Raw genomic sequence first — 25,904 nt, 5'->3', positions numbered from 1 at the left:
AAAAATGATGTTGATATGGATTCAGACCCGCGGGTCGTCTCAGGATTTTCTCCAGGTAGCCGTCTGCTCGAACACCTCGCTAAGCATTGTCTTCTCTTCCTCAGAAAGTGACAGTCCTCTGCGTTGCATCATCGCTTCGGCAGCTTCAAATGCTTTCTCCGGTTTAAAGGTGGTAAATCCGGCGGCACCACCCCACGAAAAGCTCGGTATGAAGTTTCTCGGAAAGCCACTACCAAAGATGTTCGCACTCACCCCGATAACGGTACCGGTATTAAACATGGTATTGATCCCGCACTTACTGTGATCTCCCATCATGAGTCCGCAAAACTGCAATCCGGTATGTGCAAAACGTCGGCTTTCATAATCCCACAAACGCACAGGGGCATAGTTATTCTTGAGGTTCGAATTATTGGAATCGGCACCGATATTACACCACTCCCCGAGGACTGAATTTCCGAGGAAACCGTCGTGCCCTTTATTGGAGTATCCGAAGAGCACCACATTATTAAGTTCTCCCCCGATCTTACAATAGGGCCCTGTAGAGGTAGGGCCATAGATCTTAGCTCCCATTTTCACCGTACTGTTTTCTCCAAGAGCAAAGGGACCGCGAATCATGCTTCCCTCCATGACCTCGGCGTCCTTCCCGATGTAGATAGGGCCTGTCGAAGCGTTAAGGATCGCGCACTCGACCTTTGTCCCTTCTTCAATAAAGATATTTTCAGGCGCAATAACCGTATTGGTATCAGACAGGGGTGCGCTCTTACGATCGCGGGTAAGCCATTCGTAATCGTCTTTGATCGCCTCGCCGTTCTTAGAAAAGATATCCCAGGTATGCTCAATTCGCAGTGCAGATCCCGAATACTCAAGAACCTTGTACGACTCCAGGTCTACTTCTTCCTGATCTCCGGTAGTATAAAAAGCGATCACCTCATCATCGGCGAACACAGCCTCTCCCGGCCCCAATGCTTTGATCAGGGCAACGAGCTCTTCATCCGGAAGGAACGAAGCATTAATGAGCACATTGGCATCCATCTCAACCATAGGAAAAAGGTCGGTGAGATAATCTTCAGTGACCGTAGTGGTCGTACTTCCCAAATAAGCCTCCCATTTTTCACGAATGGTTCGTACACCAACGCGAATATCGGCCACCGGCCTGGTAAAGGTAAAAGGAAGCAAACTGTTTCTTACTGGTCCGTCAAAGAGTATGTAATTCATCTGGATCGCCGTTTAACTGTTTAAATTTAAGCTATTTAACAAAAGAATCCCGCCTAACAAAGACGTAGATTCTAATAAGAACGATAAATCGCGTTGAAATGATGGAAATAAAAAAACCCCTGAGATCAGGATCTCAGAGGTCTTATATGTATGGTACACGCCAGAATTACTTCTTCTTGAACTTGGCGTATTTGTTTTTGAACTTATCGATACGTCCGGCAGTATCAACCAATTTAGATTTACCGGTGTAGTAAGGATGCGATGATCTTGAGATCTCCAGTTTAACCAATGGGTACTCAACACCATCTACCTCAATCGTCTCTTTGGTCTCTGCAGTAGACTTAGTAAGAAATACGTCTTCGTTAGACATATCTTTGAATGCTACTAATCTATAATTTTCCGGATGTATACCTTTTTTCATCGTCGTGTACTTTAAACTTCAGAATTTTTTCGAGGTGCAAATTTAGAGAATTATTTTAGATAACCAACTATAGATGACTAAAAATTTAAAAGTAATTCCTAAATTCGTTAGTGTAACAATTTTGACGCTACACATACTAACCCAACAAAAATAATCATATTTCAATGGAACAAAAACCAAAAACAGGCAAATTCGCTCTTAACTACGGAATCATCTTAGGAGCCATTAGTATCACCTTCGGTCTCATGCTGTACTTTATGGACATGCACTACCAGGGCGGAATCGCTATCGGTGTTGTTAGTGTCGCAATAACACTTGCGGTGATCATTGCTGTCATGCTCGGCTTTAAAAAAGCGAACGGCGGTTATATGTCGTTTGCCGAAGGATTGAAACTAGGTGTCGGTACTGCGCTTATTGGCGGAATTATCGGGATCCTTTTCAATTTAATACTCAGCAATGTGATCGACCCTGAGATGTCTGCCAAGGCCATGCAGGTTGCTGAAGCCCAATTCGTAGAACAGGGATTGAACAAAGAGCAGATCGATGCCAACCTCGAAATGGCTAAGAAATTCCAGGCTCCCTGGATACAGGCAGCCTTCGGACTGATCGGAAGTATCTTCCTTGGATTCGTGCTGTCTCTGATCCCTGCCCTGGTCATGAAAAAAACACAAAGTGATTACTAATTCCTATCTTTGAGCCTTACACCTACCCTCAAATTATGGACATATCAGTAGTTATACCACTACTTAACGAAAAGGAATCACTCAACGAACTCTATGATTGGATCGCCGGCGTCATGCGGTCCAATCATTTTTCTTATGAGGTCATCTTTATAGACGATGGGAGCACCGACGGCTCCTGGAATACCATCGAAGCCCTTTCGAACACCCATCCTGAAGTAAAAGGCATTCGCTTTTTGCGCAACTACGGGAAATCGCAAGCCTTACACGCCGGTTTTGCCCATGCCGCCGGGGAGGTGGTGATCACTATGGACGCCGACCTCCAGGACAATCCGGACGAGATCCCCGAACTCTATGAGATGATCGTCAACGATCGGTACGACCTGGTATCTGGATGGAAGAAAAAGCGATACGATTCGGTGATCGCCAAGAACATGCCTTCTAAACTCTTTAACTGGGCGGCGCGAAAGACCTCCGGGGTTAAACTCAACGATTTTAATTGCGGACTCAAAGCCTATCGCAACGAGGTGATCAAGAACATCGATGTGCACGGCGAGATGCACCGCTACATTCCGGTACTGGCTAAAAATGCCGGTTTCGGAAATATCACCGAAAAGGTGGTACAACACCAGGCACGAAAGTACGGAAGTACAAAATTCGGGATGGAACGCTTTATCAATGGCTTCCTGGACCTGATCACCATCTGGTTCATATCTAAATTCGGACGCCAGCCCATGCATTTGTTCGGGGCACTCGGGGTAGTCATGTTTATTATAGGCTTTGCCTTTGCCACCTACCTGGGTGTAGACAAATTATTCATTAACCCCTACGGAAGACTCATTACCGAACGACCGCAATTCTTTATTGCTCTTACCGCCATGATCATTGGTACGCAGCTGTTTATCGCAGGATTCCTTGGAGAGTTGATCCTCAGGTATCGCAAAGAAGAACAGCGCTACAAGGTTGCCCAGCGCATCAACATGGAATAGGCCAAAAAAAATGGCGCAGAGCGACCATTCTTACTACCTTTGCATAAATTTTGTATACATGGAGATCACCATCGAAGATATCAGGAAAAAAGCTTCGGCGTGGACAGGCGCCTTTTTTGATGAAGCTACCCGAAATGAAGTACAGGGTCTTTTAGATCACAATATTGAAGAGCTCAAGGAGTCTTTTTACAAAGACCTCGAATTCGGAACCGGAGGTATGCGCGGTACCATGGGCGTTGGAACCAACCGTATCAACAAATATACCCTCGGGAAGAACACCCAGGGACTGAGCAACTACCTTAAAACGACTTACCCGGGAGAAGAACTCAGGGTAGCCATAGCATACGACTGCCGTCACAACAGTGACACACTTGCCAGGGTGGTTGCCGAAGTATTTGCCGCTAACGGGATCAAGGTATTCCTGTTCTCGGAGCTTCGTGCTACTCCCGAGCTTTCTTTTGCTGTTAAACACCTCAACTGCCACTGTGGGGTGGTACTCACCGCATCTCACAATCCGCCGGAATACAACGGTTATAAGGTATACTGGACCGATGGCGGACAGATCGTTCCACCTCAAGACAAAGAGATCATTGAAGAGATCGAATCGATCGACTTCACCGATATCAAGCTAGACGCTCAGGAAGGCCTTATCGAATTGATCGACAAGGATGTTGACGAAGCCTTTTTTAACGCCTCTGTTAAGAATGGTACCATCAATGCCGATGGCCGTGAAGACCTGAAGATCGTATTTACCTCCCTCCATGGGACTTCGATCACCGCGATCCCTGAGGTCCTCAAAAGAGCAGGATACACCCAGGTGCATATCGTAGAGGAGCAAGCGAAACCCGACGGGGATTTCCCAACGGTGAAGTCGCCTAACCCTGAAGAGCCGGAAGCCCTTGCCATGGCCATGGAGAAGGCAGAGTCTCTGGACGCCGACATGGTGATCGGAACAGACCCTGACAGTGACCGCCTTGGAATTGCTGTACGTGATAACGACGGGAACATGACCTTGCTGAACGGAAACCAGACCATGATCCTGATGACCCGCTTTTTGCTAGAGCTCTGGAAGAAAGAAGGTCGTATTAACGGTAAAGAATTCATCGCATCGACCATCGTATCGACCCCAATGATGGCCAAACTTGCAGAAGCCTACGGTGTGGAATACAAGGAAGGCCTTACCGGATTTAAATGGATCGCTAAAATGATCAAGGATTTTCCGGAACTCGATTTTATCGGGGGTGGAGAAGAGAGCTTTGGTTATATGGTTGGTGAATTCGTTCGCGACAAGGATGCCGTTACTGCTTCCCTCCTCGCCTGTGAGATCGCAGCTCAGGCCAAGGCCGACGGTAGTTCCTTCTACAACGAACTCCTCAAGTGCTACGCCGATTTCGGACTCTATAAAGAGCGCCTGGTGTCGATCACCAAAAAAGGGATCAGCGGTGCCCAGGAGATCAAACAGATCATGATCGACCTCCGCGAGAATCCGGTGAAAGAGCTGGCAGGAGAAAAAGTCGTACGCATCGAAGACTACGCCTCTTCTATCGCCTACAACCTGTTAAGCAACAAAGAAGAAAAAATGGATATCCCGGCTTCGAACGTATTGATATACTACACTGAGAACGGGACCAAAATGGCTGCGAGGCCAAGTGGTACCGAGCCGAAGATCAAATTCTATTTTAGTGCCAATACCACGGTAGACAGTACCGACGAATGTCCTGCCAAGGAGCAGGGTCTCGACGAGAAACTGGACGCCATATTAAAGCAATTGGACCTGAACTAAACATTAAAGCCCGCCTTTCCGGCGGGCATTTTCCATTAAGAAGGATAACCTTAGATGAACTATTTCAAGAAGATACTGCGCTTTGCCGCCCCATACCGTAACTATGGGTTTCTAAACATTTTCTTTAACATACTTTACGCATTATTCAGCGCACTGAGCTTTGTTGCCCTGATCCCTATGCTGGACGTACTGTTCAAAGAGAGCGACCACACCTACGAAAAACCGGTTTACACGGGCATCGGCGGGGCTAAAGACTACCTGCAAAACTACCTGAATTACCAGGTGACCAAGGTAGCCGGAGACGATCAAATGATCGCCCTGGTCCTGGTGATCGGCCTGGTGATCGCCCTGTTCCTCTTGAAGAATTTCTTTAACTATGCGGCCATGTACTTCATTACCTTCTTGCGTAACGGAGTATTGAGAGACATCAGAAATGCGATGTATAAAAAGATCACGGAACTACCGGTATCCTTTTATACCGAAAAGCGCAAAGGCGATGTGATCGCGCGTATCACCTCAGATGTGCTTGAGATCCAGCATTCCTTCCTGTCGATCCTGGAGCTCATCGTAAGGGAGCCGCTTACCATTCTCTTCACGATCATCGTGATGTTCGGGATAAGCACCAAGCTCACCCTTTTCGTATTTATCTTTATCCCTATCTCAGGGATGCTGATCTCGAGGATCGGGAAATCGCTGAAGCGAAAGTCAGACAAGGTACAGCAGGAACAAGGGCATTTTCTATCGATCATCGAGGAAACCCTTGGCGGATTGCGAGTGATCAAAGCCTTTAATGCTGAAAAGCGTTTTAACGAAAAGTTCGACGACTCTACAGACCGTTTTTTCAGGTTTTCCAACAGCCTGCTTAACCGTCAGAACCTGGCCTCCCCCACCAGTGAATTCCTCGGGATCCTGGTGATCGGGATCCTCCTGTGGTTTGGTGGTAAAATGGTATTGGTAGACAAGAGCCTGGACGCTTCTTCGTTCATTGCCTATATGGGGCTTGCGTACAACATCCTTACGCCGGCAAAATCGATCAGCAAGGCTTCTTATGGGGTTAAAAAGGGTAACGCAGCAGCAGAACGGGTACTGGAGATCCTCGAAACCGAAAATAAGATCGCAGATGCACCTAATGCCATCGTAAAAGAAACGTTCGATGAAAAGATCAGCCTGGAGCAGATCAATTTTGGATACGAAGACGAACTCGTGCTCAAAGACTTCAGCCTTGATATTCCAAAGGGAAGCACTGTAGCCCTGGTGGGGCAATCCGGTAGTGGTAAAAGTACGATCGCAAACCTAGTAACCCGTTTTTACGATGTGAACAACGGTGCCATTAAGATAGACAATACAGACATCAGGGACCTCACCCTGAACAGCCTTCGCGGACTCATGGGGATCGTTACCCAGGACAGCATCCTGTTCAACGACACGGTGGCTAACAACATCAAGCTCGGGAAACCCGATGCCACGATGGAAGAGGTGATCGAGGCAGCCAAAATTGCCAACGCCTACGACTTTATCATGGACCTCCCTAACCAGTTCGACACCAATATCGGGGATGCCGGTGGTAAGCTAAGTGGCGGACAAAAACAGCGGTTATCTATTGCCAGAGCCGTTCTTAAGAATCCGCCGATCATGATCCTCGACGAGGCAACCTCGGCCCTGGACACCGAAAGCGAAAAGCTGGTACAGACCGCCCTGGAGAATATGATGAAGAACAGAACCTCCATAGTGATCGCCCACAGGCTTTCGACCATACAGAATGCAGACAAGATCGTGGTCATGCAAAAAGGAGAGATCGTAGAGCAGGGAAGTCACGAAGAACTGCTGGCCGCAAAGAATATGTATCGAAAACTGGTCGAAATGCAATCCTTCGACTAATGCGTTCTTCGTACTAATGCCATTGTTCGACGAATACAATTGTCGCATTAATAAAATTGTCCGACGAATGGAATCGTTCGACTAAAAAGAATCCCGGGGAAACCGGGATTTTTTTTTATACCTTTTTAAACCTTTTGACAAAATGCAAGTCTTAGGTGTAAAGCAGGCCCCATTTGAGCAATGAGATCTCCATACCAGCCCTGAAGGACCCGGAAACCAGAGAACGGGAATTTACCCGCCTGGTCACCGCGTACCAGGAGCGATTGTACTGGCACATCCGGCGAATCGTACTCAACCACGACGACACCGACGATGTGCTGCAAAACACCTTTATCAAAGTATACCGCAACCTGGAAAATTTTAGGGGCGAAAGCGCCATTTACTCATGGATGTATCGCATTGCCTCCAATGAAGCCCTTAATTTTTTAAAGAAGAGGGCCCGCGAAAAGAAGATCTCAGACGAGGAGTACAAAACACAATTGGCAAATAGTCTCGTGGCTGACGTGTATTTTGAGGGCGACCAGATACAACTAAAATTACAACAAGCCCTGGCCACATTGCCCGAAAAACAGCAACTGGTGTTTAATATGAAGTACTTTGAAGATATGAAATACGACGACATCTCTGAAGTACTCAACACCTCGGTAGGCGCCCTGAAAGCCTCCTACCACCATGCAATGAAAAAGATCGAGGCTCATTTAAAAAATACCCCATGAAGAAGGATCCGTCACATAAAGACAGTGGCTTCAGGCTTCCCGACGATTACTTCAACGATCTGGAGGATCGTATCAGGGAGCGCCGTGAGCTTGCAGATGCCGAAGATCATCTTCCGGACCGGGAAGGTTTTGTCCTTCCCGAAGGGTATTTCGAAGATCTCGGCGCACGTATTTCAGACCGCATCAACAAAGAAGAAAAAGAAGAAAAAGAAGACAGCCCAAAGATTATTCCGTTCCATCAAAAGTTATGGCGATATGCAGGAATTGCAGCTGCGGTGACGCTATTGATCGCAGGAACATGGGTGCTGTCTACCGAAAACAACACCATTACCTTTGACGATCTGCAAATGGCCGACGTCGAATGGTTGCTGGATCAGGGTGCCCTCGATATACCTCAACAATTTCTCATTGAAGAGGCTAACGACACCCTGCTCATGGAACTCACCATGGCCGAAAATATGCTGGACGAGCAACTCCTGGAAAACTACCTCTCAGAAGAGGCAGACCTTTATGAATTAATGGATTAAACCGATATCTCAAGACCCATGAAAAACATTATCCTCATCGCAGTTACCCTCCTCACCTTTACCGGCCTTCAGGCCCAGGAAGGCCGCAGGGAACGCATAAAATCACTAAAGATCGCCTACCTAACCGAAAACCTTGAGCTCACCCCGGAGGAGGCTCAGAAGTTCTGGCCTGTTTACAACACCCATGAAGAAGCCATCTACAAGCTTAGGGTAGTTGAGATGGGCGCTTTAAAGAGAAACCTGGGGAGCGATGGTCTGCGTTCCATCACCGATGCAGAAGCCAAAAACATTATTGATGCGTACCAGGATCTTGAAAAGCGCATCTTCACCTTAGAGCAAGGGTTTATCAATGACCTTCGCACTATTTTGAGTCCGCGAAAGGTCGTTTACCTCCAGGTTCTGGAAGAAAAATTCAGAAGGGAACTCCTCCGAAAGTATCAACAGAAAAGGTCCGGCAACCGCCGCAAATAAGGGTTGCCATCCTTGCCGGGAAGGCACTACTCCTTAAAAGTTAATTTGGCCAAGCGATTCCTTCCGGCTGCAAAGGCCGTGCTATCGCTATTAAATCGCAAGGTATAAAAAGGTTCATCAGAGATCTTGGTAAAGGAATCGCCCCCGTCGTTGGAGAACCAGATTCCCTGAAAGCCTACAGCCACAAGCTCCTGCCCTTTTCGTCCGGGGATATACTGAACGCAGGAGAGGTAACCGGGATCCATCCTTGAGCCCACTACCTGCCAGGTCTTTCCACCATCGATGGTACGGATCTTATTGGCGGTATTTTCTTCAGGATTGGTGTAATCGCCTCCAATAGCAAACCCGAGTTGTTCATCGTAAAAAGCAACAGAATACATACCCTGGGTAGGCTCGCCCTGCACCACCGGAGTATCGAAAACCTGCCATGTACGGCCTTTATCGGGTGAATACAAGATGCGGGAACGCACCCCTCCGGTGGCGATCCACGCGTGGTCGCCCACAATGGAAATATTGGTATTACTGGCCGCAAAAGCCGCCTCGCCCTCTGCCGCTTCGGGAAGCATCGAACACGGCAACTTTTGCCAGGTTCGGCCACCATCGCGTGTTACGATGATCGAGATACAGCCATCGGTAGGGTCGCCCATAGCGATTCCCTCCATATCATTCCAGAAGGCCATAGCATCGTAAAACACCTTTTCGTGTTCTTCCATATACGCCAGTTCCATTGCTCCGGAGTCACCGGTCTTGAAAAGCAAGGCCGGATCGCCTACGCCCAACATAAAGAAATCGTTCGAAGTAGCCGCCACCGCACGAAATTCGGTATTCACACTGTCAATTCGCAGTCGGGAAGCACGTGCCTGAGTATCGCCGGCATTGTAAATGCCATAGGTATTATCGGACCCCGCAAAGGCCAGGTTCTTCCCCATCAAGGTGATCGCCCTGATGCTCACGCTGTCTGCGAACAGCGATGCTACCTCAACAGCTTTGTATTGTTTAGGAACGAATTCCGGCTCCACAGCACAGGATGCCAGGAGAATCAAAATGAAGAAATAACGGATCATAGGTTGAATTTGCGCTTAAAATTAAGCGTAATCGTTCACAAAGCAATAACTTTGCATACAATTTATCAGAAGGCAATGAGACTACACAGAAACCTCGTATACGCGGTCATAGACGGGTTACACAGCATTTTTAATGAAAAGGAATACGCCGACAAGGTCGTAGAAAAGCTACTCAAGCGCGATAAACGCTGGGGTGCCCGAGACCGTGCTTTTATAGCAGAAACCACCTATGAGATCGTACGATGGAAACGTCTTTACACGGTTATTGCCGGGGTTAATCCGCCTTACAGCCGTGAAGACCTGTGGCGTGTATTTGCCGTATGGGCCGTACTTCGCGGTATTCGCCTGCCCGACTGGAAGCAGCTCGAAGGCACGCCTACCAGAAGGATCAAGGGGAAATTCGACGAATTGAGCAAAGAGCGTAAATACCGCGAATCTATTCCCGACTGGCTTGATGAACTGGGTAAAAAAGAGCTTGGAGAAGCCCTTTGGGACAAGGAGATCACCGCTCTCAATAAGCAGGCCGATGTGATCCTGAGAGTGAATACGCTTAAAACGACAAAAAAAGAACTCAAAAAAGCGCTTGCAGAAGACGGAATTTACACCGACGACCTCAAGGGTTACCCCGATGCCCTCGTCCTCGAAGAACGCGCCAATGTGTTTCAGACGCAGGCCTTTAAAGACGGATGGTTCGAAGTTCAGGATGCCTCATCACAATTGGTAGCCCCCATGCTCAAACCCGAACCGGGCATGCGCGTGGTAGATACCTGTGCCGGTGCCGGTGGCAAAACCCTTCACCTGGCGAGCCTGATGGACAATAAAGGGCAGATCATTGCCATGGACATTTACGGCAATAAGCTCAAAGAACTCAAAAGACGCTGCCGGCGTAACGGGGTTCACAATATCGAGACCCGTGAGATCGACTCGACCAAGGTCATCAAAAAGCTCCACGACAAAGCCGACCGCGTACTTATCGACGCGCCCTGTAGCGGACTCGGGGTACTGAGACGTAATCCCGACGCCAAATGGAAACTGCAACCCGAATTTCTCGACAGCATCAGGGAAACACAACAGCAGATCCTGAGAGACTACTCGAAGATGGTCAAGGAAGGCGGACAAATGGTCTATGCGACTTGTTCGATCTTACCCTCTGAGAACAGGCAGCAGGTAGACAAATTCCTGAACAGTGAAAGCGGAAAAGGCTTTAAACTCAAAAAGGACCGCAGCATCATGGCATCCGAATCGGGGTTTGACGGATTTTACCTGGCGCTCTTAGAACGTACCCCTCAGGGATAATATCGTCCTTTCATATATTCAAGTTGTTGGTTTTTAATAAATTATTGTATTTTACTCAGTAAATAACCGCGTTGAAAGCGATTAACCTTTCATGCCTCCAACAGTAATTATATGAAAACCCGAACAATCTGGATCGCAGTGATCGTTGGCGCTATCTTGGCTATCTTAACCGTAGTCTACGAGTACACCACCTGAACACTGGGATAATTCCCCGCTCACAGCATCACTACCCGCAAGTAACCCTGGCGGGTTTTTTGTTGGCATTTGACGAACAATAAAATCCCGGAAATGGAGCAACCCCACAGAAGCTCTCCGGGGTTTTGGCGCGTTTTGCCACAACCTGCCAGGATCAAAAAAAAACAACACTAAACCTCCACTACCCCAAGGAATAAACAGGGGCACTTCTCAAAAAGTGATCCTACGGAACAAGACGTCCTTTTTTCTGTAAGGTATTCCTCCGGATTGGCCGCTTTTTTGAGTTAAAAAATTGTATTTTTGCGCTTTCAAAATCAATCATTAGTCCGCTCCCGTTAACGGACCCTAATTTTGCAATCTATGATCGTTTTCTTCGGAAACCCAAAAGAGAAGGTTTTTGCTGTAGAAACCTCCAAAGCACTCTCAAAGGAAGACACCTCAAAACTCACCTGGCTTTTTGGCGACGCTCCTGCTATTGACACCGATACGGTAGACCGGTATTTTATCGGTCCGCGAGCAGCCATGGTTACTCCATGGAGTACCAATGCCGTGGAGATCACCCAGAATATGGGGATCACAGGGCTTATTCGTATCGAGGAATTTATTGCCACTGAAGCCGATGACACCGACTTCGACCCGATGTTAAGCCAGAAGTTCGCCAAACTCGACCAGGATATCTTCGACATCCACCTGGATCCGCAGCCCATCGAAGCGATCGACGATATTGCAGCCTATAACGAAAAAGAAGGTCTGGCCCTGAGCCAGGAGGAGATCGATTACCTCAACGCCCTGGCAGAGCGCCTGGGGCGTAAGCTTACCGATGCCGAGGTATACGGTTTTGCACAGATCAATTCGGAGCACTGTCGCCACAAGATCTTTAACGGAACCTTCGTGATCGACGGAGAAGAGAAGCCGGTATCGCTTTTCAAGATGATCAAAAAAACCTCTGAAGCCCACCCGAACGATATCGTTTCGGCCTACAAGGACAACGTCGCCTTTTTAAAAGGGCCAAGGGTACAGCAATTCGCCCCTAAGAGTCCGGAAAAACCCGATTACTACCAGGTGACCGATTTTGATTCGGTGATCTCCCTGAAAGCAGAAACCCACAACTTCCCTACTACCGTAGAGCCTTTTAACGGGGCCGCTACCGGTTCGGGAGGAGAGATCCGCGACCGTCTTGCCGGCGGACAAGGATCATTGCCTATGGCAGGGACTGCTGTATATATGACCTCATACTCCCGATTGGAAGCCAACCGCCCATGGGAGCAGAAAATGGCAGCACGCGACTGGCTGTACCAAACTCCAATGGACATCCTGATCAAGGCCTCTAACGGAGCTTCTGATTTCGGGAACAAGTTCGGACAGCCCCTTATCGCCGGTTCGGTACTCACCTTCGAACACGAGGAAGAAGCGCGCAAACTCGGTTTTGACAAGGTGATCATGCTAGCCGGAGGTATCGGGTATGGCAAGGCCGCCCAAGCCAAAAAAGACACCCCGCAACCCAAAGATAAGATCGTGGTACTAGGTGGTGACAACTACCGTATCGGGATGGGAGGAGCTGCCGTATCGTCTGCCGATACCGGAGAATTCTCCAGTGGGATCGAGCTCAATGCGATCCAGCGATCGAATCCCGAAATGCAAAAGCGTGTCGCCAATGCCGTACGCGGGATGGTAGAGAGCGATACGAACGAGATCGTTTCTATTCACGACCACGGAGCCGGAGGTCACCTTAACTGTCTTTCAGAATTGGTTGAAGAGACCGGTGGCCTTATCGACACCGATAAACTTCCTGTGGGAGACCCTACCCTTTCGCTCAAAGAACTTATCGGAAACGAAAGTCAGGAGCGTATGGGACTGGTTATTTCTGAGGCCCACACCGAAAAACTGAGAAAGATCGCCGAAAGAGAGCGATCGCCCATGTATGAGGTAGGTGAAGTAACCGGAGACGACCGTTTTACCTTTAAGTCGTCAAGTACCGGAGCCACTCCAATGGACCTGGAGATGAACGATATGTTCGGAAGTTCTCCCAAGACCATAATGAACGATAAAAAGGTAGCCAGAAACTATCAGGCTCCTCAATATACCACAGAAGCCATTCCGCAATTGCTGGAGCAGGTACTTCAATTAGAAGCAGTTGCCTGTAAAGACTGGCTTACCAACAAGGTAGACCGTTGTGTAAGCGGACGCGTAGCACGTCAGCAATGTGTTGGACCGCTTCAATTGCCATTGAGCAATTGTGGGGTTATGGCCCTCGACTACCAGGGGAAAGAAGGTATTGCCACTTCTATCGGGCACGCCCCGGTACTGGCCCTTATCGACCCGGTAGCCGGTAGCCGCGTAGCGATCGCAGAATCGCTTACCAATATCGTTTGGGCGCCGCTTAAGGACGGACTCAGATCGGTATCCCTCTCTGCCAACTGGATGTGGCCATGTAAGAACGAAGGGGAAGACGCCAGACTTTATGACGCTGTAGAAGGGTGTTCGCAATTCGCTATCGACCTCGGTATTAATATTCCGACAGGAAAAGACTCCCTGTCGATGAAACAAAAATATCCCAATGAGGAAGTGATCGCCCCGGGAACCGTGATCATTTCGGCAGCAGGAAACTGTAACGATATTACTAAGGTGGTAACCCCTGTCCTCCAAAAAGACGGAGGAAGCATTTACTACCTCAACCTCTCTCAGCAATCCCTCGAGATCGGAGGAACCTCTTTTGCCCAGGTGCTCAATAGCGTGGGTGATAAAGGTGCTTCTGTTAGCGATGCCGCTTACCTGGCCAAGGCCTTTGATGCCATCCAGGACCTGATCAAAGACAGACAGATCCTTGCGGGACACGATGTAGCCGGTGGCGGACTCATTACCACACTTTTGGAAATGTGTTTTGCAGACAATGACCTGGGAGCACAGATCAACCTCGATGCATTGGAAGAAACCGATTCGGCCAAAGCCCTCTTCAACGAGAATGTAGCCGTGGTCTTCCAGGCGAAAGACGATGCGACCGCAGAGCAACTTCTTAAGGAACGCGGAATTGCATTCCACAAGATCGGAGCTGTAACAGAAGGAGACCGTATGCAGATCAAGAATGGCGCTGACGCCTTCTCATTCAGCGTTTCACAGTTAAGAGATATCTGGTACAAGACCTCCTACCTTATCGATCAAAAACAAAGTGGTAAGGACAAAGCAGAAGAGCGCTATATCAACTATAAGAATCAGCCGCTTCAATACACCTTCCCGGCACAATTCGACGGGAAGCGTCCCGAGGCCCCTGCAGGAAAACGCATCAAAGCAGCTATTATACGTGAAAAGGGAAGTAACTCAGAGCGCGAAATGGCCAACGCCATGTACCTCGCAGGTTTTGATGTGAAAGACGTACACATGACCGACCTGATAAGCGGTAGAGAGACCCTTGAAGATATTCAGTTCATTGCCGCAGTGGGAGGATTCTCCAACTCAGATGTACTGGGAAGTGCTAAAGGATGGGCCGGGGCCTTCCTTTACAATGAAAAGGCCAGAACCTCACTGAGAAACTTCTTCGACAGAGAAGATACCCTATCGCTGGGCGTTTGCAACGGATGTCAGCTCTTCATCGAATTAGGCCTTATCAACCCGAATCACGAAGAGAAGCCAAAGATGCTTCACAACGATTCGCACAAGTTCGAATGTAACTTTACGTCGGTAAAGATCCAGGAGAATCCATCGGTGATGCTTTCTTCGCTGGCGGGAACCACCCTCGGTATCTGGGCGGCACACGGTGAGGGAAAATTCAGTTTCCCTTATGCCGAAGACCGTTACCAGATCGTTGGTAAATACGGTTATGAAGGCTATCCGGCAAATCCGAACGGATCAGACTTCAACACAGCAATGCTTACCGACGACAGCGGAAGACACCTGGTGATGATGCCTCACCTGGAGCGTTCGACCTTCCCATGGAACTGGGCGCATTACCCTGAAGATCGCAACGATGAGGTAACGCCCTGGGTTGAAGCCTTTGTGAACGCAAGGAAGTGGCTGGAAACCAAATAAACACCAATTTTATAACTTAAAAATTAAGGAGTTGCCAAATGGCAGCTCCTTTTTTTATGAATTTGATTAAGTAATACAGAAATTTTCCTATTTTGCAAAACTGAAAAAAACACTAAGAATGACCAACATTACCCGTTTATTTGAGATTCCGCAATACCAGCTGGAGAATTTCGAACAAGAAGCAGCGTTTTGCACCAAATATGGTGATGAGTGGGTGAAAACTTCCACCAGAGAATTCATCAGATTAGCCGATCAATTTAGCCGAGGGCTCATAGAGCTGGGCATCCAACCGGGAGAGAAGATCGCTCTGATCTCCACCAACAACCGAACGGAATGGCATATTTCTGATATCGGGGTATTACAAACCGGGGCGGTGAACGTTCCTATCTACCCGACCATTTCTGCTGAAGACTACGCATACATTCTCAATCATTCGGATGCTAAATATTGTTTTGTCTCCGACGAAGAATTGCTTGAAAAAGTAAACAGCATTAAAGACCTCACCCCCAACCTGAAAGAGATCTACACCTTTGACCAGGTAGAAGGTGCTAAAAATTACAAAGAGGTACTCGAGCTGGGTAAGAATGAAGCGAACCAAAAGGAACTCGAAACACGTAAAGACAACGTCAAAACTGAAGATCTCGCCACCCTGATCTATACCTCAGGAACAACGGGAAGACCAAAGGGCGTTATGCTTTCTCATAAGAATATCGTGTCGAATGTACTCACCAGTAAAGAGCGTGTACCCCTGGATACGGGAGACAAGGCATTGAGCTTCCTCCCTATCTGCCACATCTTTGAGCGCATGGTGACCTACCTCTACCAATACTGCGGTATCAATATTTATTTTGCAGAATCTATAGAAGCGATCAGCGACAACCTTAAAGAGGTAAGGCCTGAGGTGATGACCTTGGTGCCGCGACTCCTCGAAAAGGTATACGACAAGATCTACGCCAAAGGTGCCGATCTTACAGGAATTAAGAAACGTCTCTTCTTCTGGGCTATTGAACTCGGAAAGAAATTCGAACCTTACAACGCCAATGGTGCCTGGTACGGATTCCAGCTCGGGATCGCCAGAAAGCTTATTTTCAGCAAATGGCAGGAAGGACTTGGAGGCAACATCAAGATCCTCGTTTCGGGTAGTGCAGCCCTGCAACCGCGACTCGCCCGTGTATTCGGAGCTGCCGGAATGCCGGTAATGGAAGGTTACGGACTCACAGAAACCTCTCCTGTGATCGCGGTAAACGACCAGAACAACAGAGGATGGAAGATCGGTACTGTGGGAAGGGTCGTTCCCGGAGTTGAGGTGAAGATCGCAGAAGACGGTGAGATCTTATGTAAAGGACCAAATGTAATGATGGGGTATTACAAGGATGAAGAGCGCACTGCTGAAGTGATGACCGGCGACTATTTCCACACCGGAGATATTGGAGAGATCGACAGCGAAGGATTCCTCAGAATTACCGATCGTAAGAAAGAAATGTTCAAAACCTCAGGGGGTAAGTATGTCGCTCCACAGATCATCGAGAACGAGATGAAGCAATCGCGCTTTATCGAGCAGATCATGGTCGTAGGTGAAGGCGAAAAAATGCCTGCCGCCCTGGTGCAACCAAGTTTTGACTTTGTTATGGAATGGGCGCGTCGTCACAACATCGAACTCAAGAACAACGAAGAACTGGTGAATCACCCGGAGGTTAAAGCCCGTATCAAGGAAGAGATCGACCATTATAATGAGCGCTTTGGGAAGTGGGAGAAGGTGAAATTATTCGAGCTTACTCCGGACCTCTGGAGTATCGACGCAGGTCACCTTACCCCGACCATGAAACTCAAGCGTAAGATCATCAAGCAGAAGTACATTAAATTGTATAATGATATTTACGGTCACGAAGAATAAATAGTGATCTGTGTTATAATGATTTAAGCTCCCCACTCCGGGGAGCTTTTTTTTATGCCATAGAATACACAATCCTCTCATATGAGAATTCTTATAAATTTACTATGCATGCATAATAAAATATTTGTATATTTGGTCAGATCGACAACGACCCAATGAAAGATAAAACAATAGACTACGTTCTGAGATCGACCTGGCAACTGGTTACCCGTATGTATAATGAAGAGGCTCATAAGTTCGAGTCGACCATGGCTATGGGCTTCACCTTACTCAGCATAGACCCGGAAAACGGTTCCCCCTCAACTACTTTAGGTCCGCGCATGGGTATGGAAGCCACGAGCTTATCGCGCCTTCTCAAGAATCTTGAAGGTCGCGGACTTATATACAGAACGCCGAATCCGGATGACGGTCGCGGTGTGATCATTCGTCTGACTCCGGAAGGAAAGGAAAAGCGCGATATTTCCAGGGAGGTAGTTCTGAGATTCAATGATACCATTCGCAATCATGTAAGCGAGAGCGATCTAAAGGGCTTTTACAATGTTGCTGAAACCATACAGGGCCTCATTTCAGAGCGTAAAATTTATCAAGACCAAAACAAAGACTAAAAATAATTCATTATCAACCACATGAAACGACGAATTAGAAAAGTAGCAGTGATCGGTTCCGGAATTATGGGAAGCGGTATTGCCTGCCATTTTGCCAATATCGGTGCCGAGGTATTACTACTTGACATCGCACCCGGCGAACTTAATGATGCTGAAAAGAAAAAAGGCCTGAGCCTTGACCACCCGGCGGTTAAGAACCGTATCGTTAACGACAATCTCAAAGCGGCTTTAAAATCGAAGCCCTCCCCTATTTACAACCAGAAATTCGCGAGCCGTATTACCACGGGTAATATGGACGAGGACCTGAAGAAGATTGCCGATGTAGACTGGATCATCGAGGTGGTGGTTGAACGTCTGGACATCAAACAACAGGTTTTCGAAAAGATCGAAAAATACCGTAAGCCGGGTACCCTGATCACTTCCAATACTTCAGGAATACCGATAGGCTTTATGAATAAAGGTCGTAGTGAAGACTTCCGTCAGCACTTCGCCATTACCCATTTTTTTAATCCGCCGCGTTACCTCAAACTCTTTGAGGTGGTTCCCGGACCTGATTGCAAACAGGAGGTAACCGACTTCCTTATGGAGTACGGTGATAAGTTTCTTGGGAAGACCTCTGTTATGGCCAAAGATACCCCGGCTTTTATCGGAAACCGTATCGGGATCTTCGGGATCCAGAGTCTTTTCCACCAGGTAAAAGAACTTGGCCTTACCGTAGAAGAAGTAGATAAACTTACCGGTCCGGTGATCGGCCGTCCTAAATCGGCCACCTTCCGTACCGTAGATGTGGTTGGCCTCGACACCCTCGTGCACGTAGCCAACGGGATCTATGACAACTGTAAGGAAGACGAAGCACACGACCTGTTCAAACTTCCGGACTTTATAAAGACCATGATGGAGAACAAATGGCTCGGTAGCAAGACCGGCCAGGGATTCTATAAAAAGGTAAAAGGTGACAATGGTAAGAGCGAGATCCTTTCCCTCGACCTGAACACCATGGAATACCGCGCCAAGAAAAGAGCTTCCTTCGGTACCCTGGAACTCACCAAGACCATTGACAATGTGATCGACCGTTTTCCGGTACTGGTAGGCGGAAAAGACAAGGCCGGTGAATTCTACCGCAAGAACTTTGGCGCCATGTTCGCATACGTGCAGAACAGGATCCCGGAGATCTCAGACGAGCTCTACCGCATAGACGACGCCATGAAGGCCGGATTCGGATGGGAGAATGGTCCGTTCGAGATCTGGGATGCCATTGGTGTTGAAAAAGGGGTTAAGCTCATGAAAGACCAGGGAATGGAACCTGCTGCTTGGGTTAACGAAATGTTGGAAGCAGGAATCACCTCGTTCTACAGTGTAAAAGACGGAGCCACTCATTATTACGACATACCACAAAAGAAACATATCAAGAAACCAGGACAAGACGCCTTCATCATTCTCGACAACATCAGAAAGTCGAACGAGGTATGGAAGAACAGCGGCGTGGTTATCGAAGATCTCGGCGATGGAATTCTCAACGTTGAATTCCGCAGCAAGATGAACACCATTGGTGGAGACGTGCTGGCAGGGATCAACAAAGGGATCGACCTGGCCGAAAAAGACTTCCAGGGACTGGTTGTCGGTAACCAGGGAGCTAACTTCTCTGTGGGTGCCAATATCGGAATGATCTTTATGATGGCTGTAGAGCAGGAATACGATGAGCTGAACATGGCCATTAGAATGTTCCAGGATACGATGATGCGTATGCGTTATTCGGCCATCCCTACCATTTCTGCCCCTCACGGCATGACCCTGGGTGGAGGTTGCGAGCTTTCGCTTCATGCCGATAAGGTCGTAGCTGCTGCAGAGACCTATATGGGACTCGTGGAATTCGGTGTTGGGGTGATCCCCGGCGGTGGAGGGTCTAAGGAAATGGCCCTGAGAGCTGCAGACACTTTTAGAAAAGACGACGTAGAACTCAACGTACTCAGAGAATACTTCCTGAACATCGGGATGGCCAAGGTATCGACCTCGGCTTACGAAGCCTTTGACCTGGGTATCATGCAGCCCGGCAAAGATGTGGTGGTAGTCAATAAAGACCGTCAGCTTGCCGAAGCTAAAAAGCACGCCCTGCTTATGGCGGAGGCCGGATACACCCAGCCGCCTAAGCGCAAGGACATCAAGGTACTCGGAAAGCAGGCATTGGGAATGTTCCTGGTAGGAACCGATTCGATGGAAGCCGGTAAATACATCTCCGAGCACGATAAGAAGATCGCCAACAAACTGGCTTATGTAATGGCCGGAGGTGACCTTTCAGAGCCTAACTACGTAAGCGAGCAATACCTGCTCGATCTGGAAAGAGAAGCCTTCCTTTCGCTCTGTACCGAGCGCAAGACGCTTGAACGTATTCAGCATATGTTGAAAACGGGAAAACCTTTACGTAATTAGATCGTGAGTCGAGAATCGTGAATCGAGAATCGAGAGTTGAACAACATCACAACCGAATTCAAAATCAAAGACAATGAAAACAAGAACCGCATATATTGTTAAAGCTTACAGAACAGCTGTTGGGAAGGCCCCAAGAGGATTGTTCAGGTTCAAGCGTCCGGATGAGCTGGCCGCAGAGACCATTGAATACCTGATGCAACAGGTACCTGCCCTCGATAAGAACCGCATCGATGATGTGATCGTGGGGAACGCCATGCCGGAGGCCGAGCAAGGGCTCAATATGGGGCGTCTGATCTCCCTTATGGGATTGAAGACCGAAGAGGTACCCGGAGTAACCGTGAACCGTTACTGTGCTTCCGGACTCGAAACCATTGCCATGGCCACCGCCAAGATCCAGTCGGGAATGGCCGATTGTATTATTGCCGGTGGTGCAGAGAGCATGAGTTACATTCCGATGGGAGGATACAAGCCTGTACCCGACTATAAGGTAGCCAAGGAAGGAAATGAAGATTACTACTGGGGCATGGGACTCACTGCAGAGGCCGTTGCCAACCAGTTCAAGGTATCGAGAGACGACCAGGACGAGTTCGCCTTCAATTCACATATGAAGGCCCTTAAGGCCCTCGAAGAAGGGAAATTCAACGACCAGATCGTTCCGATCGATATCGAAGAGACCTTTGTAAATGCCAACAGTAAGAAAGAAACCCGCAATTATACCGTAAAACAAGACGAGGGGCCACGTGCCGACACCAATATGGCCGCCCTTAACCGTTTACGTCCGGTATTTGCCCAGGGAGGTAGCGTTACAGCCGGAAACTCTTCACAGATGAGTGATGGAGCCGCCTTTGCCCTGGTCATGAGCGAAGAAATGGTCAAGGAGCTCAACCTGGAGCCTATCGCACGACTGGTATCTTATGCCGCTGTAGGTGTGGAGCCTCGTATCATGGGAATCGGACCGGTAAAAGCCATTCCAAAAGCTTTGGCACAGGCCGGACTCAAGCAAGACCAGCTCGACCTCGTGGAGCTTAACGAAGCCTTTGCTTCGCAGTCGCTTGCCGTAATTCGCGAACTCGGACTTAACCCCGACATCGTGAACGTGAACGGAGGAGCCATTGCATTGGGCCACCCACTGGGATGTACCGGAGCCAAACTCTCTGTACAACTCTTTGACGAAATGCGCCGAAGAGACAGCAAGTACGGTATGGTGACCATGTGTGTGGGAACCGGGCAAGGCGCTGCGGGAGTTTACGAATTCCTGAGTTAGGGAATTATAGATTATAGATGATAGATTATAAATGGTGAATGATGAATGATGAATGATGAATGATGAATGATGAATGATGAATGATGAATGATGAATCGGACATCGAGAACGTAGAAATACAAGGTCACCAGACCACATCGATCACAAGCGAATCTATCTCACACTTGCACTCTGGCAAGCTATTAGAAAAAGAAAAGAAACTATCGATTAAACCAAACATTAAGATATGGAAACGCTAAAAAAAGAACTCACCCGTGGCGGCCAGTTCCTCGTAAAGGAAACCAAGGCTGAGAACGTGTTCACCCCGGAGGACTTTACCGAGGAGCAGAACATGATGAAGGAGTCGGTAAAAGAATTCGTAGACCGTGAGGTATGGCCTCACAAGGAACGTTTTGAAAAGAAAGACTACGCCTTTACCGAAGAGGTAATGCGTAAAGCAGCAGAGCTCGGGTTACTGGGTATTGCTGTTCCTGAAGAATACGACGGACTCGGAATGAGTTTCGTGACCACGATGCTGGTATGTGACTATATTTCGGGTGCAACCGGAAGTTTAGCCACCGCCTTTGGTGCCCATACCGGGATCGGAACCATGCCGATCGTGATGTACGGTACCGATGAGCAAAAGAAAAAATACGTTCCTAAGCTCGCTACCGGGGAGTGGTTTGGCGCTTACTGTCTTACAGAACCGGGAGCAGGATCTGACGCGAACAGCGGGAAAACAAAAGCCGTGCTATCCGAAGATGGATCGCACTACCTGATAAGCGGACAAAAAATGTGGATCTCCAATGCGGGATTCGCCAACTTGTTTATTGTTTTTGCCCGTATTGAAGACGACAAGAACATTACAGGTTTCATCGTAGAGAACGATCCGGAGAACGGGATCACTCTTGGTGATGAAGAAAAGAAGCTGGGTATACACTCCTCTTCTACCCGCCAGGTATTCTTTAACGAGACCAAGGTTCCGGTAGAGAACATGCTTTCTGAAAGAGGCAACGGATTCAAGATCGCGATGAACGCCCTTAACGTAGGACGTATCAAGCTGGCTGCGGCTTGTCTTGATGCCGAAAGAAGGGTGATCACTGAGGCGGTAAAATACGCCAACGAGCGTGTACAGTTCAAAACGCCGATCGCCAAGTTCGGAGCCATCAAGGCTAAGATCGCTGATATGGTGACCAACGCCTATGTCGATGAAAGTGCCAGCTACCGTGCTGCAAAGGATATCGAAGATCGCATTGCGATGCGTAAGGAAGAAGGAAATTCACATTCTGAAGCAGAGCTTAAAGGAGTGGAAGAATACGCTATTGAGTGTTCGATCCTGAAGGTAGCCGTATCAGAAGACTGCCAGATGATCACCGACGAGGGGATCCAGATCTTCGGAGGAATGGGATTCTCTGCAGATACGCCTATGGAAGCCGCCTGGAGAGACGCCCGTATCTCAAGGATCTACGAGGGTACCAATGAGATCAACAGGATGCTTGCGGTAGGTATGCTGATCAAAAAAGCGATGAAGGGGCACGTAGATCTTCTTGGGCCGGCTATGGCCGTACAGGAAGAGCTTATGAGCATTCCATCATTCGATACGCCAGACTATTCTGAACTGTTCGCAGAGGAAAAAGAAATGCTTGCCAAGCTTAAGAAGGTCTTCCTGATGGTAGCCGGAGCCGGAGTACAGAAGTACGGTCCGCAATTGGAAGAGCACCAGCAATTGTTAATGGCAGCAGCCGATATCCTTATCGAAGTGTATATGGCAGAATCGGCGATTCTGAGAACCGAAAAGAACGCCAAGCGTTTTGGAGAGGAAAGTCAGAAAGAGCAGATCGCCATGGCCAAGCTATACCTGTACAATGCTGTTGAAAAGATCAACACCAGTGCTAAGGAAGGTATTGCCGAGATCAGCGAAGGCGACGAGCAGCGTATGATGCTTATGGGACTTAAGCGTTTCACCAAGTATACGAATCTGCCAAACGTGATCGCACTTAGAAATATCATTGCCGAAAAAGTAACGGCCGAAAATAAATTTTGTTTTTAATTCCCTTTTTTACTCTTGATATAGGGTTTTAGAATTTAGTTGTTTGTTGAGAAGCCGTCCGGGAAACCGGACGGTTTTTTTATTCCCCACCTTCCTACTTCCCCACTTCCCCACTTCCCCACTTCCCCACTTCCCCACTTCCCCACTTCCCCGTTTACCTGGCTACCTCCTTAATGTGTAGAATTTTTTCTATATTTATAGGAAGTCAAAAGCATCATGAAAACGGTAACACTTTTCCCTGTAGAGCGGGAAGGCGACAGATTTATAGGTATCCCGGCGAGGAATGATCTCGAGTACAGGCAACTTATTGCCGGGTATTGCGGATTGCAATGGTCGCATGACCACCGGTGTTACCTTATGCCCTACTCCCGTTTTCATCTCAATGCCATCTTCCAGCATTTCAGGGCTGCAGAATGGTATGTTAATTACAGTGAGCTTCGATTTTCCAGTACCACTAGGGAATCACCATCTACCCCTTCTCCGGAAACGGTACACGAAACCGTAGTAATAGAACTGGAAGACTATATGCATTGGATGAAGCAATTGCGCTACAGCAAGAACACCATTAACACCTATACGGGATTGCTACGGGTATTCTTTGCCTATTTTCACGAAAAGGATCCGAAGGAGATCACCAATGACGATGTTGAGGACTTTAACAAGGGATACATCCTCGAGAAGGGGTATAGCCGGGTATTTCAGAGTCAGATCATCAGTGCATTGAAGTTATTTTACATGCGCTTTCACAGTCGGGAGCTGGACATTCACCATTTGGAGCGACCGCGCAAGGCGCAACGGCTCCCGGAGGTATTGTCTAAGGCAGAAGTGGCCAGTTTGCTGATGGCCGTAAAAAATAGCAAGCACCGCTTTATGTTAAGTTTGATCTACTCCTGTGGTTTGCGTATTGGTGAAGCTTTGAACATACGCCTGAACGATATGGACCTGGACCGCAGGTTTGTTCACATCAGGCATGCCAAAGGTGCAAAGGACCGCTTTATTCCTTTAGGTGACCGTATACTGGACAAAATGCGGCAATACATGGCAACCTATAAGCCTAAAGACTATTTGATCGAAGGAAGAGATGGTGGAGCATACTCACAATCCAGCGCCAGGCAGGTACTCATCAAGGCGGTAAGTAATACACAGATCACCAAGCACGTCACCCTCCACACCTTAAGGCACAGCTACGCCACTCATCTTTTAGAGAACGGCACCGACGTAAGATACATCCAGGAACTACTGGGCCACAACGATCCGAAGACCACAATGATCTACACCCACGTTAGCACCAATAGTTTACAAAAGATAAGAAATCCCTTTGACGACTTAGCTATATAAACTATATTCGATAAACAACATAAACCAACAATTACCCACGAATATGGCGGCATATAAACCATGTTTGTGTTTATATAAACAAGTTGCCCACAATTATGAAAAAAATCGCATTAGTAATACTTATATCGTTCTCGACTTTTGGATATTCTCAGGACTTAGTCAATGAACTTAATGGCTTCAAATTAAATCAATTTCGAGAGGTCCCAACAACCGAATTAAATCAACCACTACAACAAAAAACATTCGACGATGGTTTTGAATTTGAGCTTTTTCTTGTTAAGCCCGATTCTACTGTATATATGATATTTGAATATGCTAACTGGGATAAGAATATTATATGGTCAATACAATTATATGGTGATGATCCTACTATAGATCCTGCATTCAAAAATTTAAAAATGGGAATGCCCAAAGAGGAACTGATTAAGAAATTGGGTGAGCCAACTAATGCCAAAAATATCGGAGAATATGGGGAAATGCTAGAATATGAAGGCACAAATTACTCCTTCGAAATTAACAACGAAAATAGACTTGCTAGTATAAAGATTAGTGAAGTGTACAATGATTATTTCCCTTCTCCAAAAGCAGAAAAAATTCCTTCATTTAATTCTGTACTCAATTCTTTACAAAGTTCAGATAATGAAATAATATCTCAAATCCTATCACCTGGATTAGAGGTTTATAAAAATGATGAAGTGATTTTCTTTAAACATTCATGGAGAAATGAAATTGAAAACGATCATTCAGGAATTTACTCATTGATAAAAGAATCGATAGTGGGACTTGATAAGGTTAACCTGAATGATGAAAATGAATATGAAGAGAATATGAGGTTAACGCTAAATCAGAACATTAAGCACGTTTTGAAATTTAAGAAACATCCGAAAATAAAAGAAATAGTCATGAAATGGGAGTTCGGTAAATTTCTTATTTGGGAAATTGATTTAATATAACTGTGGGCAACATTGGCTATAGCTCATGGCTAGTTTCGTACTCCAAAATATAATAAATTCATGAACTCAACCAGGCTCTCCATCGCTGTCGGAATCAGCATTAACACAGCCCGCCACGAGCCATAGCCTGACCGTT

General features: G+C 47.5%; 19 protein-coding genes. 16 read left to right on the top strand and 3 right to left on the bottom strand.

Features of this window, described 5'->3' with window-relative positions; all coding sequences use genetic code 11:
• Positions 1–39: 39 nt before the first annotated feature.
• Both IS446_RS10010 and IS446_RS10005 read right to left on the bottom strand, forming a co-directional pair.
• Positions 40–1,215, bottom strand: coding sequence for a GlmU family protein (locus IS446_RS10010; protein ID WP_203060323.1), 1,176 nt, complete (start codon positions 1,213–1,215; stop codon positions 40–42).
• Between the two features lie 166 nt (positions 1,216–1,381).
• Complete coding sequence (locus IS446_RS10005; protein ID WP_203060322.1) at positions 1,382–1,636, bottom strand: type B 50S ribosomal protein L31; 255 nt, start codon at positions 1,634–1,636, stop codon at positions 1,382–1,384.
• A 164-nt stretch (positions 1,637–1,800) separates the two neighbouring features.
• Here IS446_RS10005 and IS446_RS10000 point away from each other — a divergent pair, with 164 nt between their 5' ends.
• From IS446_RS10000 to IS446_RS09970, 7 genes are all read left to right on the top strand, one after another.
• Complete coding sequence (locus tag IS446_RS10000) at positions 1,801–2,319, top strand: DUF4199 domain-containing protein (protein WP_203060320.1); 519 nt, start codon at positions 1,801–1,803, stop codon at positions 2,317–2,319.
• A 35-nt stretch (positions 2,320–2,354) separates the two neighbouring features.
• Complete coding sequence (locus IS446_RS09995) at positions 2,355–3,305, top strand: glycosyltransferase family 2 protein (protein ID WP_203060319.1); 951 nt, start codon at positions 2,355–2,357, stop codon at positions 3,303–3,305.
• Positions 3,306–3,363: 58 nt separating this feature from the next.
• Positions 3,364–5,088, top strand: coding sequence for a phospho-sugar mutase (locus IS446_RS09990; protein WP_203060318.1), 1,725 nt, complete (start codon positions 3,364–3,366; stop codon positions 5,086–5,088).
• 54 nt (positions 5,089–5,142) lie between these two features.
• Entirely contained in the window at positions 5,143–6,966 is a 1,824-nt protein-coding gene (locus IS446_RS09985) for an ABC transporter ATP-binding protein (protein ID WP_203060316.1), read from the top strand.
• 173 nt (positions 6,967–7,139) lie between these two features.
• Positions 7,140–7,682 carry an RNA polymerase sigma factor gene (locus IS446_RS09980; protein ID WP_203060315.1) on the top strand — a complete coding sequence of 181 codons (543 nt, stop codon included), beginning with the start codon at positions 7,140–7,142 and terminating at the stop codon, positions 7,680–7,682.
• Entirely contained in the window at positions 7,679–8,209 is a 531-nt protein-coding gene (locus tag IS446_RS09975) for a hypothetical protein (RefSeq protein ID WP_203060313.1), read from the top strand. Before IS446_RS09980 ends, IS446_RS09975 begins: the two co-directional genes overlap by 4 nt.
• An 18-nt stretch (positions 8,210–8,227) precedes the next feature.
• Positions 8,228–8,680: a hypothetical protein gene (locus tag IS446_RS09970; RefSeq protein ID WP_203060312.1), complete on the top strand. Its 453-nt coding sequence runs from the start codon at positions 8,228–8,230 to the stop codon at positions 8,678–8,680.
• A gap of 26 nt (positions 8,681–8,706) precedes the next feature.
• On the opposite strand, the gene IS446_RS09965 is transcribed toward IS446_RS09970, so the two are convergent.
• Entirely contained in the window at positions 8,707–9,744 is a 1,038-nt protein-coding gene (locus tag IS446_RS09965; protein WP_203060310.1) for a WD40/YVTN/BNR-like repeat-containing protein, read from the bottom strand.
• A gap of 75 nt (positions 9,745–9,819) precedes the next feature.
• On the opposite strand from IS446_RS09965, the gene IS446_RS09960 reads away from it, so the two are divergent.
• The 9 genes from IS446_RS09960 to IS446_RS09920 all read left to right on the top strand — a co-directional run bounded on the left by IS446_RS09960 (position 9,820) and on the right by IS446_RS09920 (position 25,768).
• The gene (locus IS446_RS09960) at positions 9,820–11,040 is read left to right on the top strand and encodes an RsmB/NOP family class I SAM-dependent RNA methyltransferase (RefSeq protein WP_203060308.1); all 1,221 of its coding nucleotides are present in this window, start codon (positions 9,820–9,822) and stop codon (positions 11,038–11,040) included.
• A gap of 555 nt (positions 11,041–11,595) precedes the next feature.
• The gene (purL, locus tag IS446_RS09955) at positions 11,596–15,258 is read left to right on the top strand and encodes a phosphoribosylformylglycinamidine synthase (RefSeq protein ID WP_203060306.1); all 3,663 of its coding nucleotides are present in this window, start codon (positions 11,596–11,598) and stop codon (positions 15,256–15,258) included.
• A 118-nt stretch (positions 15,259–15,376) separates the two neighbouring features.
• On the top strand, positions 15,377–17,152 hold the full coding sequence (locus tag IS446_RS09950; RefSeq protein WP_203060304.1) for an AMP-dependent synthetase/ligase: 1,776 nt from the start codon (positions 15,377–15,379) through the stop codon (positions 17,150–17,152).
• Positions 17,153–17,307: 155 nt separating this feature from the next.
• On the top strand, positions 17,308–17,757 hold the full coding sequence (locus IS446_RS09945; protein WP_203060302.1) for a MarR family winged helix-turn-helix transcriptional regulator: 450 nt from the start codon (positions 17,308–17,310) through the stop codon (positions 17,755–17,757).
• A gap of 21 nt (positions 17,758–17,778) precedes the next feature.
• Entirely contained in the window at positions 17,779–20,184 is a 2,406-nt protein-coding gene (locus tag IS446_RS09940; protein ID WP_203060300.1) for a 3-hydroxyacyl-CoA dehydrogenase/enoyl-CoA hydratase family protein, read from the top strand.
• Positions 20,185–20,257: 73 nt separating this feature from the next.
• Positions 20,258–21,448 (top strand): acetyl-CoA C-acyltransferase, encoded by a 1,191-nt coding sequence (locus IS446_RS09935; protein WP_203060298.1) that lies wholly within the window; start codon positions 20,258–20,260, stop codon positions 21,446–21,448.
• Between the two features lie 226 nt (positions 21,449–21,674).
• Positions 21,675–23,477, top strand: a complete 1,803-nt coding sequence (locus IS446_RS09930; protein ID WP_203060296.1) for an acyl-CoA dehydrogenase family protein — start codon at positions 21,675–21,677, stop codon at positions 23,475–23,477.
• A 216-nt stretch (positions 23,478–23,693) separates the two neighbouring features.
• Positions 23,694–24,815: a tyrosine-type recombinase/integrase gene (locus IS446_RS09925; RefSeq protein ID WP_235996469.1), complete on the top strand. Its 1,122-nt coding sequence runs from the start codon at positions 23,694–23,696 to the stop codon at positions 24,813–24,815.
• Between the two features lie 95 nt (positions 24,816–24,910).
• Positions 24,911–25,768 (top strand): hypothetical protein, encoded by an 858-nt coding sequence (locus tag IS446_RS09920; protein WP_203058431.1) that lies wholly within the window; start codon positions 24,911–24,913, stop codon positions 25,766–25,768.
• Positions 25,769–25,904: the final 136 nt, after the last annotated feature.

This window comes from Robertkochia sediminum (assembly GCF_016786255.1).
Classification (GTDB): domain Bacteria; phylum Bacteroidota; class Bacteroidia; order Flavobacteriales; family Flavobacteriaceae; genus Robertkochia; species Robertkochia sediminum.
This window is presented reverse-complemented; position numbering and strand designations above follow the sequence as displayed.